This is a genomic window from Rhodopseudomonas sp. G2_2311, from assembly GCF_047501505.1.
Taxonomy (GTDB): Bacteria; Pseudomonadota; Alphaproteobacteria; order Rhizobiales; family Xanthobacteraceae; genus Rhodopseudomonas; species Rhodopseudomonas palustris_H.
The window spans coordinates 14,359-31,257 of sequence record NZ_JAZDRK010000009.1 but is presented as its reverse complement, the minus strand read 5'-3'; the positions used below and the strand labels follow the sequence as shown (position 1 = coordinate 31,257).

The 16,899-nt window shown below is 62.3% G+C and carries 15 protein-coding genes; 9 read left to right on the top strand and 6 right to left on the bottom strand.

Going from position 1 to position 16,899, the window contains the following annotated elements; translation table 11 throughout:
* The first annotated feature begins 171 nt into the window (after positions 1-171).
* The 4 genes from VRZ08_RS13740 to VRZ08_RS13725 all read left to right on the top strand — a co-directional run bounded on the left by VRZ08_RS13740 (position 172) and on the right by VRZ08_RS13725 (position 2,767).
* Complete coding sequence (locus VRZ08_RS13740; RefSeq protein WP_414532885.1) at positions 172-1,131, top strand: dienelactone hydrolase family protein; 960 nt, start codon at positions 172-174, stop codon at positions 1,129-1,131.
* A 15-nt stretch (positions 1,132-1,146) separates the two neighbouring features.
* On the top strand, positions 1,147-1,854 hold the full coding sequence (locus VRZ08_RS13735; protein ID WP_414532884.1) for a 4'-phosphopantetheinyl transferase family protein: 708 nt from the start codon (positions 1,147-1,149) through the stop codon (positions 1,852-1,854).
* A 205-nt stretch (positions 1,855-2,059) separates the two neighbouring features.
* Positions 2,060-2,245, top strand: coding sequence for a hypothetical protein (locus VRZ08_RS13730; RefSeq protein WP_414532883.1), 186 nt, complete (start codon positions 2,060-2,062; stop codon positions 2,243-2,245).
* A 180-nt stretch (positions 2,246-2,425) separates the two neighbouring features.
* Positions 2,426-2,767 carry a hypothetical protein gene (locus tag VRZ08_RS13725; RefSeq protein WP_414532882.1) on the top strand — a complete coding sequence of 114 codons (342 nt, stop codon included), beginning with the start codon at positions 2,426-2,428 and terminating at the stop codon, positions 2,765-2,767.
* Positions 2,768-3,526: 759 nt separating this feature from the next.
* Here the strand turns inward: VRZ08_RS13725 and VRZ08_RS13720 are convergent.
* From VRZ08_RS13720 to csgH, 4 genes are read right to left on the bottom strand one after another with little or no spacing between them, the layout of a single operon-like run.
* On the bottom strand, positions 3,527-4,402 hold the full coding sequence (locus VRZ08_RS13720) for a CsgG/HfaB family protein (protein WP_413776019.1): 876 nt from the start codon (positions 4,400-4,402) through the stop codon (positions 3,527-3,529).
* 56 nt (positions 4,403-4,458) lie between these two features.
* A complete protein-coding gene (locus VRZ08_RS13715) occupies positions 4,459-4,743 on the bottom strand; it encodes a curli assembly protein CsgF (RefSeq protein WP_264052708.1) in 285 nt (94 codons plus the stop codon).
* 32 nt (positions 4,744-4,775) lie between these two features.
* The gene (locus tag VRZ08_RS13710; RefSeq protein ID WP_414532881.1) at positions 4,776-5,306 is read right to left on the bottom strand and encodes a hypothetical protein; all 531 of its coding nucleotides are present in this window, start codon (positions 5,304-5,306) and stop codon (positions 4,776-4,778) included.
* Complete coding sequence (csgH, locus tag VRZ08_RS13705) at positions 5,291-5,674, bottom strand: curli-like amyloid fiber formation chaperone CsgH (protein ID WP_414532880.1); 384 nt, start codon at positions 5,672-5,674, stop codon at positions 5,291-5,293. The genes VRZ08_RS13710 and csgH overlap by 16 nt, the downstream gene beginning before the upstream one ends.
* Positions 5,675-6,234: 560 nt before the next feature.
* Here csgH and VRZ08_RS13700 point away from each other — a divergent pair.
* Together VRZ08_RS13700 and VRZ08_RS13695 are read left to right on the top strand one after the other, a co-directional pair.
* Positions 6,235-7,989: a curlin gene (locus VRZ08_RS13700; protein ID WP_414532879.1), complete on the top strand. Its 1,755-nt coding sequence runs from the start codon at positions 6,235-6,237 to the stop codon at positions 7,987-7,989.
* A gap of 376 nt (positions 7,990-8,365) precedes the next feature.
* Entirely contained in the window at positions 8,366-8,782 is a 417-nt protein-coding gene (locus VRZ08_RS13695) for a helix-turn-helix domain-containing protein (protein WP_414532878.1), read from the top strand.
* A 580-nt stretch (positions 8,783-9,362) separates the two neighbouring features.
* On the opposite strand, the gene VRZ08_RS13690 is transcribed toward VRZ08_RS13695, so the two are convergent.
* Both VRZ08_RS13690 and VRZ08_RS13685 read right to left on the bottom strand, forming a co-directional pair.
* Positions 9,363-9,848 (bottom strand): hypothetical protein, encoded by a 486-nt coding sequence (locus VRZ08_RS13690; protein ID WP_107345127.1) that lies wholly within the window; start codon positions 9,846-9,848, stop codon positions 9,363-9,365.
* A gap of 391 nt (positions 9,849-10,239) precedes the next feature.
* Positions 10,240-10,722, bottom strand: coding sequence for a hypothetical protein (locus VRZ08_RS13685; RefSeq protein ID WP_107345126.1), 483 nt, complete (start codon positions 10,720-10,722; stop codon positions 10,240-10,242).
* A gap of 1,123 nt (positions 10,723-11,845) precedes the next feature.
* On the opposite strand from VRZ08_RS13685, the gene VRZ08_RS13680 reads away from it, so the two are divergent.
* The 3 genes from VRZ08_RS13680 to VRZ08_RS13670 all read left to right on the top strand — a co-directional run bounded on the left by VRZ08_RS13680 (position 11,846) and on the right by VRZ08_RS13670 (position 16,832).
* Positions 11,846-13,618 carry a DUF4407 domain-containing protein gene (locus VRZ08_RS13680; protein ID WP_414532877.1) on the top strand — a complete coding sequence of 591 codons (1,773 nt, stop codon included), beginning with the start codon at positions 11,846-11,848 and terminating at the stop codon, positions 13,616-13,618.
* A 234-nt stretch (positions 13,619-13,852) separates the two neighbouring features.
* The gene (locus VRZ08_RS13675) at positions 13,853-15,289 is read left to right on the top strand and encodes a mannose-1-phosphate guanylyltransferase/mannose-6-phosphate isomerase (protein WP_414532876.1); all 1,437 of its coding nucleotides are present in this window, start codon (positions 13,853-13,855) and stop codon (positions 15,287-15,289) included.
* A 46-nt stretch (positions 15,290-15,335) separates the two neighbouring features.
* Positions 15,336-16,832, top strand: a complete 1,497-nt coding sequence (locus tag VRZ08_RS13670) for a phosphomannomutase/phosphoglucomutase (RefSeq protein ID WP_414532875.1) — start codon at positions 15,336-15,338, stop codon at positions 16,830-16,832.
* The last annotated feature ends 67 nt before the right edge of the window (positions 16,833-16,899 follow it).

The window sequence follows — 16,899 nt, the reverse complement described above, 5'->3', positions numbered from 1 at the left end:
GGAGGCTGCCGGCGGGGGCTCGGCTGAACGATGCGCCGCGGTGCCGTCGTGCTTCTCATCGCTCTGGTAGGGTTGGTATCGGCAGCGCTGGTCGGAGGCTCGCTATGGGCCGAACGTCACGCCTCGAAGCTCGTCAGGCCAACCGATCAGGCGCGTGTCGGAGAAGTCGTCTTGACGGATTCCACCCGTGACACCGGGATTGCTGTCCGCATCTGGAGGCCGAACAATCCGGTGCCGCGTCCTGCGGTGAAGGCGGGCGCTTCTGATCGGGGGCTGCCGCTGGTGATCTATGTTCCGTCCTGGGGCGGCAGCCGGTCCGAGAACGATGTGTTGCTCTCCACGATCGCCAGCGCGGGCTTCATCGTCGTCGCCATGGACGACATCAGCCACGACCCGCCGGATCCCGCAACGGACGCTGCCGACGAGACGGTTCGGTTGGCGTCGTTCAGCATGCAAACCGCGCAGGACTACGCGAGCTTCCCCGCCACCAGTGAGCGTCGAACCAGGCTGGGATATGACAAGCTTCAGCGGGTGTTGGCTACGCTCCGCACCGGACAAGCGTCAACGATGCTCGAGGGAGTCGATTTCCACCGGATTGCGGTGGTCGGCTATTCGTTCGGCGGGGCCGTCGCGGCGAGGGCGCTCGCATTGGATCGGAGCTTGGCGGCTGGCGTCGATCTCGACGGCTGGGTGATCCACACCCCTGCAACCGCTGGCCTGAAACGACCGTTTCTGGCGGTGTACGCGTCGCTGCCATCTGCCGAACGGACATGGTCGCATCGGCCGAACTACGAGACCAAGATCGGATGGGAGGATTTCGGCTGCCTGCTGGCGCTGGCCCGATCGTCAGGCTCGGACGTGTTCATGGTTGACGGCGCGAAGCACGCAGACTTCTCCGATCAGCTCTATGCCGAAGGTCGCTGGCGCGATTGGCGGCCGTGGGCCCCCAGACGTATTGCGCCCGAGCGGATGCACGCGATCATCGATACGCTCCTGGTGCAGTTTCTTGTCGGGCACCTGATCCAGCGTGGAAGCCCGCCCAGGATCACTTTTGCAGAGGTCAGATCGGTCACGGAGATCGAAAGCCTCATCCCGAGCGGGCCGCGGCCGGGCGCCCGTTCGGCCAACTAGATCAGGCACTGCACGATGAGCGAACCGGTTGAGATCTGGGAGATCAGGTTCGACGAAGCCGGGGAGGTGGATTGGCAACTCCTGGATCCGCGCGAGACCGCTGCGGCTGATGCGTTCATCCATGCTGACGACCGTTACCGCTACGGTGTGATTCACAGCGCGTTGCGGCTACGGCTTTCCGAACTCCTCGGCGTGGCCGCCGAGGCCGTTCCGATCGTGGTGGGAGCCCACGGCCGGCCGTTCGTTGCGGGTCGTGCCGCCGAGATCGATTTCAACCTCTCGCACAGCCGGCGGACCGGGCTGATCGCGATCTCCAAGGCTGGGACCGTCGGAGTCGACGTCGAGGATCGTGACGTCACCGCGGACTATTCGGAAATGATTGATACGATCTTCGAGCAGCACGAGGCCGCTTGCCTGCATCGCTTGGAAAGATCGGTCCGCAATGACCTCTTTTTGCGGGGATGGACCCGTAAGGAAGCGGTGGCGAAGGCGGTGGGAACGGGCTTTCTGCTCGACCCCAAGCTGTTCCAGGTGCCGCTGGACGATAGCGGCAGTTGGATTGTTTCGGTGCGCAGCCCATTGAGTCGCCGGCTCGCGCTGATCGATCTGAGCTCGGATGCCAGGGCGGCCGCTGTTGCCGGCGTGGCGCTGCCGGCTCGCCCCCGCGTCCGCAAATTCCGTTTCGAGCGGACCCTCCGGGCGCGTGCGGCCGCCTCGCGCTAGGCCTTAAGCTCCTCCTGACCGTGGCAGGGCGGCGCCGTAGCTGATAGCCGCTGCAGGCCTGCTTACCGGCGGTCGGGGCTTAGTCAGGCGGCAAATCCCGCCCAATCTGTCCTTTTCTGACGCGAAGGGTCCGATAGTCGTCGTCGATTTGCAAGCTCACGTTAACCTTTGACGCTCATTGTCACGATATTGGGCGGAGTGGGCAATGAAGAGCTCTGGAATTTCATTCTCCGAAGTTCCCGAATCGGCCTTCGGACGTACGGACGACTATGCCGGCCCGCCATCGGGCCCGCTGGCCGAGCTCCAGTATTCGTCTCCTTGGCCCTGGGTGGCCGCGATCTTCATCAGCTCTGGACTGTGGGCCGGTATCGGCTGGCTGATCTTCGCCTGATCTCCGCCAAGTGGAATCTGGGCCCGACCTGTGCTGCTGCGTCATGAGCGCCGGCATGGCTTGATGGCATCATTCGACATCGAGAGCTGAGTCGCTCTGCAGGCCGAGGTCAGCGGCCAGGCCTCTTACGATTTCGAAAGGAACCGCGTCCGATACTGAGCGGATCGAGGGGGAGCACCGATGCGGACCATCCGGATACTGTCAGTCGCCACCGTTCTGATCGCCGCCTATCAGCCGGCTTGGGCCAGCGAGGCCTATGTGAGCCAGCCCACGGGCGGCAAGACGCAGCAGGCGCCGACCGGATCAGCACGAACCACGGCAGTGCCCGTGACGATCGAAAGCGCCGCGCGTTTGATGAAGGCGGCTGCCAAGATGCCCGATCCCGGCACGGCGAACGTGTCGATGATCGCTCAGACTGGTACTCTGAACTCGGCGCTTCTGGCGCAGGTGGGCGGGGGGAATGCCTCGTACATCATCCAACAGGGCTCCCAGAATAGCGCCATCGTCAGCCAACGCCGGTAGCCGAGACGGTATGCGGTCCGGCCGGGTGTGTACCGCCGGCCGAAGCCCCTTCGCCATTTGCGGCTGGCGGTGCTAATGACGGGGACCGAGAGAATCGTCCGGGGGGCGGACGATCTACCATCGCAGGGGAGCAGCAGATGTCATACCCGGCAATGCTATTGGCAGCGATGAGCGTCGGTGGTCTCGTTTGGGAAAGCGGCGCGGTCAAGTCGTCCTCGGCCGATCGGGCCGGGACCTTCCGGGTCGCCAACGAGGTGTATGTCCAGCAGCCCCACGGCATGCTTCCGCCGCTTGCGGCCCGCGGCGGAGAGGCACCCAAGCTCTCACCGGAGAGTGGGCTGGTTGCTCCGAAAACAACGCCTGGTGGCCTGAAGCCGGATGCGCCGAAGATAAAGGGGGCGCCCGAACTGAGCGGTGGATCGCCCGCTCCGGCGGGAAGCAGCGGCCAAGTGTCCTGCGATCCCAGCAACGCGTCGTCGCAAGCCTGCTACAGCGCCACCCAGCAAGCCAGACCGCCTACCCGCTGAGATCGTCTCGGCGAGCGCCGTCGGCGCCTGTTGAGCGTTGCTGCGGAAGTCGTTGCCGCCCAAAACGGCAGGGGGCGCACGGGCGAATAGCGTCGGGACGAATGCTCTCCCGCACCGCGCCGATGTTTTCAGCCGATCGACACGTCAGATCTGCGCAGGGCGAGCTTCATCGCGCTCGAGCGATTTCTGAGAGAAGCGGCCGCCGCCGGGACTGCGAAATATCAGTCCCGGATCACATCGCGGCCGCGGCGACCGGAACAGCCGCCTTCCGTTGCAGCTCGAGCTCGCGCATGAAGGCGGTGCCGGCTGCCGGATCCTTGAAGTTCCAGAGCTCCTTCTTCACGCCCTCGAAGATCAACGAATAGACGGCGAGCTGGATGCCCTCCCGCACCGCCAGGGTGGTCGGGGAGTTCTTGGTGAAGCCGACATCGGCCTGCAGCAGGCTGTCGATGGCGACATACTTGAAGCCGGTGCCGCTGACGTTGACGGAGTAGATGATCTTCGTCGTTGTGACGGCGGCGAGAACACGGCCGGTCTGGACGCTCACCGCGCGCAGCGACACCGTGACGATGTCCTGCCGATACTGCATGTTGCCACCGAGGCCGAGGTAGTTCGCGCCGATGCCTCCGGTGGTCTCGTTGGTGTCGTATCCGACGATGCCGCCTTCGAGCAGCACGCCGGCGAATCGCAGCGGCGGCAGGCTCTGAGCCTTGTCGCCCTGCAGCGCCGACCGCGTGTTCTGAATGATCTGGCGTTCCTGCAGCAGCGGCTGCAGGTCGGCGCGTTCTGCCACGTCGAACCACTGTCCGCCGCCCGCGGTCAGCAGCACGTCGGTGAGAATCGAGCTGCCGCCTTGCGTGACGGCGCGCGAGAACTCCGCGAAGTTGTCGTTCGACTTGTTCTGACCGGTGAGGTCCGGGAAGTTGTAGACGGCGACGTCGAGCTTCTTGGTCGGAGGAGGAAGCTGCTCCAGCACGACACCGGTCTTGGTCGGCGCCACCATGGTCGCCTGCGGAGTCACCGGGTCCTTATCAGTCCCGGTGATAGCGCATCCGCCTAAGGAAACAGCCAGCAAGACACACGCCAATGATCCGGCTCTGCTATCCATCGCAGCCGCCCCCCGTTTAAATAACTTAAGAATGACCAAGCACCATTGATGCTCGGTTACGGGCTGGTCGAAGCTGTGGTCGGCGTACCGCCGATCACGATCACGGACGAACCGCTGCCGACATTGCTGAGCGCCGAACTCAAGCCGGAGAGATCGGGCGTGTTGTTGCTGCCAGACTTGGTGCCCATGCCCTGAGCCTGGGCGGTGCTGAGAAGGAAGTTGCCGTTGAGCGGATTGCCGTTGAAGGTCGGGCTGACGGGCCGATAGATCTGTTCGGTCGCGAAGCTGGGCGCTGTGAGAATCACCAACGCGGCAGCGGCTAGCAGAAACTTCGACTTCATCCTACCCTCCTATAAGCTACAAACAATTCTTCTCAACGTCTGATCGGCAGGCCTCCGATCACCAATGCGCCGTTCGGTAATCGTCCGACGAGGAGGTTCAGCGGCGCTGCACCATTTCCCTGCAGGACGCCGACCGACGTTCCTGATGTACCAAGTAACACAAGATTGGATTGAAGGTTGTTGCCAGCCTGCAACACGCCGACTGCATTGTTGTGTCCGCCGATGATGCCGACGTTGGAGACGTTACCAAAGCCGCTCTGAGCCTGAAAAACCGTGTTGTACGAGCCGATTTGCAGGGTACTCGCGTAATTTCCGCCAGTTATTCTCGGCGCGGCCATCTCCGGCAGCGACGTTTTTTGTCGATTACCGTTAGCGAAATTCGACGCGGTGCCGTTGCTGAGCGAAGAGGGCACTAATCCGATCACGGGCGTGCCGCCATTGCCGGTAGCCTGCGAAATATAGGCAGTTTCTGCCCGCGCGATCGTTGCGTGTCCAAGGCCCGCGGTTGCGACGGCCAGCGCGGCCGCCATCGAGGAGAATCGCGATTTCATCGTGAAGCACATGATACGCTCCCTTGATTGGATCTTATCGTTAGTTCGGCCCGAAGTTCGGTCTCTGGCGATCGATCGACGATGATGCTGGTCAGGATCTCGTCTGCTGGGCCGGTGAGTTCGAAAGTCCCACTTTGGGCGTTTTGGCTAACGCCGCTCGTCGATTGTTTGAAGACGTTCAGCTGATATTCGCCGGCCGCGGCCTTCGTCGCATGAAGAATCGCGTCGATCCTCAGCAGATTTCCGTCCGGCGTATTTCTGATCTCGCAGTCGAGTCCCATCGTCTTGCTCGCGTTGGCGTCGGGCGACCAGGCCGAAATCAGCAGCAGGCCCGCACTGCATCGGGCGAGGTGGCTGAAATTTCGTGGTGCGACAAACATCGAAGTAACGACTCTGGATGCGTGTGAATTGGTTTGAACTAATCGCCTTGCGTGACGTGGACTTCGAAAGTGATCGTCGCGTTCGTCGGAATGTTTGCGGTCCGATCGACCGTTCGGCGCCGCTCATCGCCGAGGTGGCGATAGTTAAACGAGGTTTAATTGCCTCCACAAGAGTGGACTGCGAGTTGAATTAATTTGTCATCGGCCGGTTGGCTATCTCGGCCAGAGAATCAAAAAAGTCACGATTTTTCGGTGTATTTTGCACGGCTTTTGCCGGAATTCCGGCCGTGTTGACATATGAGTCAACGCCGACGGGGCGGCGGTTCCGTGCCATGTTGACCTGTATGTCAACGCTTCTGCCGGTGGCCGACAGTTAGTGTCTCGAATCCTCAAAAACCGACGTGTTAGCTGGCTGTTAGTTGGTAAGCCGCTTCGCGGTTAGGTTGACAGTTAAAGTAAACGACCGGTTTACGGTTGTCCGAATAGTTAAGTTGGAGTTAAATCGATTTTGAGGGCGGCGATGGTCGTCGACCCCGCTTCGGATAACAGGGAATAAAAACATGCGTATGCTGACAACGTTGGCCGTCCTGTTGGCCACGACGTCGCTGGCTTCCGCCGCCAGCAATGAGTCGTTCATTGTGCAGGCTGGATCGAACAATCACGCCATCGCCGGCCAGACCGGTGGTAACAACAATCAGGGTACGGTGCAGCTCGGTCGCCGTAACTCGGCGCTGACCGTTCAGAGTCAGGCCTCGTCAAAGTCTAACGAGTCGGGTGTGCTGCAGATCGGTGCGCATAATGGCGCCGTCGCTCTGCAGACCGGCGGCAACAACAAGCAGGGCACCGTGCAGGGCGGTGTGGGCAACTTCGCCGTCACCTCGCAGAAGGGCAACCAAGGCTCCGTCGCTGCGAACGACTCGACGACCGCCCAGTTCGGCGCCTTCAACGGCTCGATCGTGAATCAGAAGGACGGCAACAACAAGCAGACTACGCTGCAGGTCGGCGGCAGCAACTTCGCTGCGACCTCGCAGGATAAGGCCGGCACCAACAACAACACCTCCTCGACCACCCAGCTCGGCGCCTTCAACAGCGCCCTGGTCGGCCAGACCGGCGGCAACAACAACCAGACCACGCTGAGCGTCGGCGTCGGCAACTTCGCTGCCACCAGCCAGACCGGCGCCGCCGGCCGCAAGAATGAGTCGTCGACCCTGCAGTTCGGCGGCTTCAACCGGTCGTTCGCCGGTCAGGCCGGCGGCGGTAACGATCAGGGCACGCTGCAGTTCGGCTATGGCAACCTGTCTGCGACCGGCCAGACCGCCAATGCCCAGGGCGCCACCAATTCGGCGCTGACCACGCAGGTCGGCATCGGCAACAAGGCGATGACTCTGCAGAGCACCAAGGGCTCGCCGAGCTTCCTTGCGAAGGATGGCTCCTTAACCAGCTCGCTCAAGGTCAGCGAAAAGTATGCGACTATTTCGCTATCCTCCCCCTACTACCAGATTAATCAGCCTGGAACGACCACCGCTTCCGTGACCATTCCTTATGTGGCTCCCGCGGTCTCCGGCGGTGTGAATGCCGCGTCCACCCTGCAGGTTGGTAAGGGTAACTCGGCCCTGACGGTCCAGAATTCGGAAGGCGCTCGTGCCGGGTTCTCAGAGACGGCAAGCGACACAGTTAGGGTCGGTGCAGGCGTCAAGAACAGCGGAAAGCCTGACTGGGACAAGAAGGTTTACGGCACTTATACCGAAACCACCGTGCTTCCCCAGTGGCTCCCGCTCAACGGCGTCAACAACAACGCCGCGACCGTCCAGGTCGGCAAGAAGAACGCCGCGATCACGCTGCAAGACGGCGTCAATATCGCGAAAACCTCGAACGACTCGCTCGTCGCGCAGTTCGGCGAGAAGAACGGCGCGCTGGTCAGCCAGCAGAACGGCCTGAACGGCCAGGCGACCATCCAGCTCGGTGACCGCAACAACGCCGTCACCCTGCAGAAGAACGCCCCGGTGTCGGGCACGGTGAACGCCGCGGCGACCATCCAGGCTGGCTCGAAGAACCGCGCCTTCACCAACCAGCTCGCCGCCAATCCGCTCGTCGGCGCGAACGGATCGCTGATTGCCCAGTTCGGTACTGGCAACGCCGCGATCGCCTCCCAGACCGGCCTGCAGCCGATGATCGGCGCGTTGAACACGCAGGCGACCGTTCAGGTCGGCCAGGGCAACTTCGCCGTGACCGCCCAGAACAGCGCGACCGTGTCCAACACGTCGGTGACGGCGCAGTTCGGCTCGCACAACGTCGCGTTCACCTCGCAGCACTAAGGTGCCTTTGGACGGCGGGACCTCGGTCCCGCCGTCTTTTCTTTAGGCGGCTGAGTACCGCGGCCGCATCTGCCATTGGCAAGATTCTGCAGGTTTCGCTCAGGAAGTGGCCCTTGGGCCGCGCGAATTCCTTAATAGACCGGTCCGGTATCTTGTTCCGTTGAACCGTTGGGCGGCCAAAACATACTAAATCTTAGGGCCTGGGGGCCCGCTGCTTGGTGGAATGGATATTCGGCAACACTCCGCCTGTATTCATTCAGCAAGCCAACAAAAAAGGGCTGTCAACCTGTCCGCTTTGGTGCACAATAAACACCTACTTGCAAGTGATAGGACGGCGCTTTGTATTGAGGATCGCGGCTGGGTAGGAGGTTCCGCAGTGACGTCTTATCATTTTGATATCGGCGGTCGTGCGCAGAAGGCAGGACGATTTATTGCCCGCGTACGCGACGAATTGCTCAAGGTTCTTTCGGAAAAGAAGAGGGACGGCCTGACCCAACAGGCCCTCGCCAAACGCCTCGGGGTCAATCGTTCCGTGATCAATCGCCAGCTCTCCGGCGAAAGCAATCTCACCTTACGCAGCCTCGCTGACCTGGCCTGGGCCATGGACATGGAGCTGTCGTTCGAGCTCCGCCAGCCCGAGCGCCATCCCGGACAGAACGAGCCGGTCACGACCTCGACGCTCAGCTACGGACAGATCAAAGTCGTTAATATCCGCTCCGTGAAAAACGACTGCATCCTGGACCAGCGCGCGCGCAACTCGAATTATCAGAGTTTTTCGGGCGCCGCAGAGTAGGGGCGTCATGGCGTTCCCGGACGCGGCGGTCGTTGTCAGGATTTCCTGATCGGCTCCGACCGCGCGACATTCGACCATGTTGCGGTCGTCGGGTCAGATCATTTGATTTCCGTCGAAGCATTGGATGGTGGGAGGCCGCTGTGCCGCAAAACCGCATGTTCGGTCTCTCGCAGGATCGACCGTGCCGCAGATCGTTGCGCGATGTTTCTGATCATTACTGCGCTAAGATCAGTCTCTGGTCCGCGGTGAAGTCATCGGACATCCGAGCTCGCCAATCTCGATCGCCACCCAACCACGCGACTTTCAAAGTGAGCTCGACGCTTGAGACAGGCGCTGCCTGTTGGGAGCACTTTCGCGGCGTCGCCACGATTCAGTGAGAGACAGAACAGCTCTGGAATTGAGCGCTGGGCGTGCGATGCGCGGCCTGCGGTCGGATCTTTATCAGCGAAGTCCGGTGCGAACCGGGAGGGAATCCGTCAATGCGACCGGTTGCGGCTTAAGTCTGCGCCGGAGTCTTGCTCACGGCTGGCTCGCCCTCGGCAAAGGCGTCGATCGCGGCAGCGGCGATCGACGGGAGATCTCAGTTGATGGCGGCTGGTCCGTGCTCGAGCGCGACCTGAGGCGCTGCTTGCGACGAGACGGCGAGCGATCCGAGATGTAGTTCGGTGGGGCTGTCGTTGATGACGGCGCGCACGTGGATCATGCCCGGCGATTTGATTTCGCACGGAGAAAAAATCAGGCTTGCCGCCACCACGATGTAGGGCATCATCGGCTGATCTTTCGGCAGGCTGGTGAGAAGATTTATCTGGTCCTGCAGCGCAGGCACTTCGATGGTCTCCTCGGCGATCGGCCTGTCTTCTCCCGGCAGATAGCATCGGACCCGCAGAGATTTGTACGGCTGGTCGGCGGGCGAGAAGACGTTGAAGTGCACACACAGCTTGGGCAGCGACAGCGGAAACTCGTTGGTCACGAACATCGCCGAGTTGTAGCACCCGATAAAGCTGAGTTTTCCACCTGCCTCGGTCCGAATATCGTCGCAGAAGATGCAATATCCATATCGTTCCATTTGAGCTCGCTTGAATAAAAGGGTGTCAGAAAAGCATGTGGGCCAAAAGGCCGGCTTGAGCCAGTTATCTCAGTCGGCGCGCACTGTCCGATCGAGCATTCTGGCGCATGTCGTCCGAACATCCCGATCAAAAGATCGACCGTGCGCAGTGTCCGATCGATCCCAACGGACATCCTTCACTGCGGTTGGAGACCGATCCGGGCACGACAGAATTAATTTCCGCGCTGCGCACTTTGCGGGGGCGGATAGCGACGAGTCCGCCCCGTCGAGCAGGCTAGCTAATTGCCCGGCCGGCAGGACCATTAGGTGTTCGCGCGCCGTCGAGGCCCCGGAAACAGCAACGCTTATAGAGGTAGCAAAGCGCGTAGTGACTGTTGAATAGCCGCCATCTTCACATTGAAATGACGTCATCGGGTGAACTCCCTGTGACACACAGGGTAGCACCTATACCCAATTCTCGTCGAATTCGGCGGACTGATGTACGGTAACCTTTATATAAATTGTGATCTTTTACGTGATCGGTCCAATCGCCGAAAACGGCCACGAAACAATCCTTGCGCAAGAACCACCCGAAGATGCGCACGTCGGGTGTCTTCAACTCCCACACAGCACTTTGCTCGACGCGTATCATCCTGAATTGACGGACATAAACCAAAGGCCGTCCGGAAATATAGGCGTAGAACAGCGCGTCGACTTGTTCGGCAGGGGTTGCTTCGCCGAGCCTCTGCTCTGGCTCTGCGCCCCCCAACAAGTTCTCCAGCCATTCGATGAAATTCGGGGTGCCATACAGCAGCCGAGCCGGCTGCGCGCCCGCTCCGAGATCCACCTCGATCCGTCGTATCGCCCCTTGCCGCAGCAGATCCTCGATCGTCACGTGTCCCCGCGCGCTCCCCTTACGATCAGACTCTGTTGCTCCGTAGCGCCCGCCAGACTGCCGCAGGCTTCTACCGAGCTGCCGGAGTCCCCACCGGCAGTCTGACCAGATTCCCCTGCAATTTCGGTCACCTCGTGGCCGAATTTTGCAATTCACGCTTTCGTCCAGCGCCCCGTCGATCGACGCAAATCGTCCAAAAGCACCAGCGGCAGCTCAAGATAGACTGCAGCTGACGGTTGTGTGAGTGCTTTCTGCGCCTCATTCACAGCGAGCGTTTGCCGGTCATTGCCCTACCGATTTCGAACCCCCGGAGCACTCGCTGGGCGTCGAGATCATTGTGCGAGGTTAACTCCGGCGAGGGCAGGGCGCGCGCGCCGCGATCCACATTGGAAAAGCCATAACGTTAATAAATACCTTCGGGATTGGCTCAGAATTTCCGCGTCTCATCATGGATTAAGTGCCGGCATGCTCGCCGGTCAGACGCCAGACAAACGGCTCAACCAACCGCTGGCTGAGGTAGGCGGTTGGTCCGGCCGCGAGCTTGCCGAGGTGTCCTGGACGCCCCGGGGCAGCGCCCCCCGGGAGCTGTGCGCCTCGGCTGATGATTGATCCCAGCGGGCGCGTCATGGAAGCGATTGGCTATCGGTTCGTGGCGAGAAGTGGCCGGTCCACGAAAGGGCAAGCCGGGTGCCGCTGCGGCCGGACCTGAACGATACGTACTGGGGCCTGTTTTTCGTGCTCGACGCCGACCGCCGGCAAACGGCAGCTTCCCGATAATTCGTTGTGTCTTCCGGCCTGGGGCCGCTGGTCCTCGATTGTCGATCGCGTATCGCGTGCGACGTCCGTGACGTCTTGGTGACCGTCGAGCGATTCGACGCAGTAGGTACCTGTGCCGAATAATTAGTCGGGCCATCGGCACGTTGACATATATGTCAACGCACTTCGTCGAAATAACTGATGATACCGCTCGGCCTACGAGCGACGTGCTCTTTTACCAGCTTTTTCCCGGCTCAGTTAACCGTTGACTAATCAGTTTGTTGCCGGCCGCCTCCAAAAGGTGTTCGATCCTCACTCTGGGCGTGGGCGGTGAACAGCCCGCATCTGGTTCATAGAGGGGTGAGCCATGCTCCAACGATTGCTTTATTTCATTGCCGGCGTCGACCGGGAGCTGATCGCCCGCTGTCCGCCAACCGACCGAATTTGGGCGATGCAGATCGGCTTCTCGCTCTGCCTGTCGTTCCTGGTGGTGTTCGGCGTTTCGTACTACGCCCTCGGCTATATCGTTGGCTCGACCGTGCTGCGATCCTCGATCGCGGTCGTGATCGCGCTCACCGTGATGATGTTCGACCGCGCGCTGTTTCAGTCGGACTGGTTCGTGCAAGGCGCGTTCTGGCTGGACGACGATCAGTCGAAAAAGGTCGGGGAGGGGTTGAGGCGTTCGGTTTGGCAGTTCGTCCGCATCACGGCGCGCCTCGCCATCTCGCTTGGACTGGCCTGGGTCATCGCTCTGTTTCTCGAACTCGCGCTATTCTCGGACGCCATCTCCCAGAAGATCGATCGGGATCGGGTCGCGGGCAATCGTCCGATCTACGAGCAGATCGACAAATATGCGTCGGGGCTGGATCGCGAGATCGCGGAAAGTCGCGCCCAGCTGACCGCCATTGAGCAGCATCAGCGGGAGCTGCTCGCGCAGGCGCCGCTCGCCTCCGACACCCCAACCGCTGCGGACCCCGAGGTCGATCGCGAGTTGAAGTCGCTGGCTGAACGCGAAGCCACCGTCCGCGGCGAGGTCAGGGAGCTGGAAGCGACGATTAGAGATCAGTCCCTCGATATGAGCGCGGAGCAGTTCGGTGAGAAGCTGCGCCCAACCAATAGCGGTCGGGCCGGCGCCGGACGGCGCTATGAACTCGCCAAGAAGCAGAAGGAGGCGGCCGAGACTCTGCTGCAGTCGCGCCAGGCCGAGCTGTCCGACATCGTCGCGCGGCGCGAGCGCGTGAAGAACGACGCGGCAGCGCGGCTGGCGGCGGACATCGCGCAACGCGACGATCAGAAGCAGGACTTCGCCGCAAAACGCGTAGCTATCCAGAAGCAGGTCGACACCGCGCGCGCCAACCTGCAGCTGCTGGAAAGCCAGCGCGAAGCCAAGGTTCAGCGTTATCGCGACCGCACGCTGGAGGGCTCGTTCGTCCAGCAGCGAAAGGACAGCAACGATCCGCTGGTCCGGCTGACCGCCTATCAGGCGTTGAAGAGCGATCCGCAGGAAGGCCAGGCGATCACGCTGTTCTCGTGGATGATCCGGCTGTTCGTGGTGTTTCTCGAAATCGTGCCGGTGGTCACCAAGATCTTCTTCTCGCCGCCGAGCATGTACGCGATCAACGTCCAGTCGCAGCTTAAGTCGGCGCGGGTCGCTGCACGGTCGATGACGTGGAAGCTGGCTGAGGACGAGCCGGAGCGCGAGCGGCCGATCCCGGAAGCTGTCGCGCCGGTCGAGCCAACTCATGCCGACGACCGGGTCACCCCGATATTCCCGAGGTTCGAGCCGCCGGAGGCGGTCCGCGCGCCATCGAATCCGACGGCAAGACGCCGATGGGGATTGCCGATACGGAAGGCGAAGGAAGAGTATCCGGCGCCCACCAACGACCAGGCGATCGTTGCGACGATCCCGGTGCCCGCCGAGACCAGCGACAAGACCGAGGCCCGGCTGGCCGATGAGGTTTCGGCTGAGCACGTGGCTCCGGTGCACCGGGAGCCGGTGGTTGAGGAAGCCGTCCCAGCAAGCCAGCCCGAGGAGGCCGAGCGCGTGGTGGTCGTGTACAACGGCGGCGGTATGCGTGATGTCGGTCCCGGCTCGCACGCGCCGGCGGAGACCGAGATCGCCACGCCGCGTCGCGCCTGACAGAGACGATGAGAGTTACGCCATGGGCTGAGTCTTTCGATCTGTGCGAGGCCGCATCTTCGGGTTGAGCGTGATGCGATCTCTCCAATAGATCCGGGATAGAGGCTTGTGGCGTTCCTGGACCCGCGGCGGTGGGGGCCGCGAGGTGGACGTGTTCGGTCATCCCGGGAGGCGTGTTGACTCGACAATTCGTTGCAACCACAAAGAGATCGTAATCAGAGTTGGGTATCTTCGATGAGCGCTGTCGGGAAGTCTGCGAACGATCCTCGGTGTGTCCCCCTGATCATGTGCGGTGGCGCCGGGACGCGGCTATGGCCGGCCTCGCGTGAGGTGCGTCCGAAGCAGTTTCTGCCGCTATTCGGGCCGCGGTCGACGTTCCAGGAGACGCTGCTGCGGGTGTCGGACCCGGCGCTGTTCGGCCGGCCGATCATCATCACCAACACTGCCTACCGCTTCATGGTGCGCGACCAGCTCGCGGAGATCGGAATCGAGGCCGACGTCCTGCTCGAGCCGGCGCGGCGGGACTCCGGTCCCGCGATCGTGGCGGGTGCAGTGTTCGCCGAGCAGCGTGAGCCGGGCGCAATCGTGCTGGCGCTCGCGGCCGATCACGTGGTCCGGGACAAGGACGCGTTCATCGCCGCCTGCCGTGATGGTCTGGCCGGCGTCGCCGAGGGCCGGATCGTGACCTTCGGGGTGAAGCCGGAGCGTCCCGCGACCGAGTACGGCTACATTTCTCCCGGCGACGCGATCGTCGGCAAGGTCCGCAACGTCGCCAAGTTCGTCGAGAAGCCGGACCTTGCCACCGCCACGGGCTATGTCGCGGCGGGCTATCTGTGGAACAGCGGCAACTTCATGTTCCCGGCGGCGGCCCTGCTCGAAGAGTACAATGCGGTCGATCCCGACAGCGTGGCCACCATCACCGAGGCGGTGACGACGGCCGGCCGCGACCTGGGATTCGTGACGCTGCCGGAAGCCTCGTTCGGCAAAGCCAAGCCGATATCGATCGATTACGCCGTGATGGAGAAGACCAAGCGCGCCGCCGTGGTGCCGGTCGACTGCGGCTGGTCGGACGTCGGATCCTGGCGCGCGGTGTGGGAGCTCACCGCCAAGGACGGCGGCGGCAATGCCGCGCAAGGCCCCGCGGTCTTCGAAGATTCCCGCAACTGTCACGTGTCCAGCGACCACACCCTGGTCGCGCTCGAAGGCGTCGACGATCTCGTCGTGGTCGCGACCCAGGACGCGGTGCTGGTGTCGCGGCAGAAGGACGGCAATGGACTTAAGCGCCTGGTCGCCAAGGTCAAGACGGTGGCGCCCGAGGTCACCGACCACCACGCCCAGGTCCATCGCCCGTGGGGCTCCTATCGTTCGCTGGATTCCGGTGACCGGCATCAGGTCAAGCGTATTATCGTCAAGCCCGGCGAGCGGCTGTCGCTGCAGAAGCATCACCACCGCTCCGAGCATTGGATCGTGGTGCGCGGCACCGCGCAGGTGACGGTCGACGAACTGATCAAGATCATTCACGAGAACGAGTCGATCTACATCCCGATCGGGGCCACCCACCGGCTGGAGAACCCGGGGAAGATCACGCTCGAGCTGATCGAAGTGCAGACCGGCAGCTATCTGGGCGAAGACGACATCATCCGGTTCGACGACGACTATCGTCGGTCGTAAGACGATCGCCGTCCCGCCGCGCCCTTCCTTCTTGCGAAAGACCGCCATGTTCCCGACGCCGCAGCCGCTTCTGACGGCCAACACTTACGCCTACGAATCCGAGCCGATGGTGAAGCCCACCGGCTTCCGCGAATACGATGCGCGCTGGCTGTTCGGCCAGGAGATCAACCTGATGGGGGTGCAGGCGCTCGGCATGGGCCTAGGCACATTGATCGCCGAGCTCGGCCGGCCGCAGGAAATCGTCACCGGGCATGACTTCCGCGGCTATTCGGCCTCGATCAAATACGCGCTGATCGCTGGCCTGATGGCGTCCGGCTGCAAGGTGCACGACATCGGACTCGCCGTGACGCCGATGGCGTATTTCGCGCAGTTCGAGCTCGACGTGCCGTGCGTTGCGATGGTCACCGCTTCGCACAACGACAATGGCTGGACCGGCGTCAAGATGGGCGCCAACCGGCCGCTGACCTTCGGCCCCGACGAGATGAACCGGCTGAAGGAGATCGTGCTCGGCGCAGCGTTCAAGCAGGGCGCCGGCTCGTATGTGTTTCATCCGAACTTTCCGGCCCGCTACATCGCCGACCTCACCAAGCACGCCAAGCTGAAGCGCAAACTCAAGGTGGTGGTCGCCTGCGGCAACGGCACCGCCGGCGCGTTCGCCCCGCAGGTGATGGAAGCGATCGGCTGCGAGGTGATCCCGCTCGACACCGAGCTCGATCACACCTTCCCGAAGTACAATCCCAACCCCGAAGACATGGAGATGCTGCACGCGATCCGCGACGCGGTGCTGCAGCACAAGGCCGATCTCGGGCTCGGCTTCGACGGCGACGGCGACCGCTGCGGCGTGGTCGACGACACCGGCGAGGAGATCTTCGCCGACAAGGTCGGCGTGATGCTGGCGCGCGACATGTCGGCGATCCATACGAACGCGCGCTTCGTCGTCGACGTCAAATCCACCGGCCTGTTCGCCACCGATCCGGTGCTGCAACAGCAGGGCGCCCAGACCGAGTATTGGAAGACCGGCCACTCCTACATGAAGCGCCGCACCAACGAGAGCAAGGCGCTCGCGGGCTTCGAGAAGTCTGGCCACTTTTTCTTCAACGCGCCGCTCGGCCGCGGCTATGACGACGGCCTGGTGTCTGCGATCGCGATCTGCGAGATGCTCGACCGCGCGCCCGGCAAGTCGATGTCGCAGCTGAAAGACGCGCTGCCGAAGACTTGGTCGTCGCCGACGATGTCACCGCATTGCGCCGACGAGGTGAAGTATCGCGTGATCGACGAGGTCGTGAAGCACTTCGAAAAGGCGCAGAAGAACGGCGACAAGGTCGCCGGCCAGCCGATCCGCGATCTCGTCACCGTCAACGGCGTCCGCGTGACGTGCGAAGACGGCAGCTGGGGCCTGGTCCGCGCCTCTTCCAACAAGCCCGAGCTGGTGGTGGTGGTCGAAAGCCCGGTGTCGGAGCAGCGGATGCACGACATGTTCGAGGCCGTGAACGTTGTGCTGCGCCAGCATCCCGAAGTGGGTGCGTATAACCAGACGATCTGAGCCCGATTGCCCGGCAAGACCGTGCACGGCCAATGCCGACAGCGCTGAAGGCCTATAGGGGGTCTGC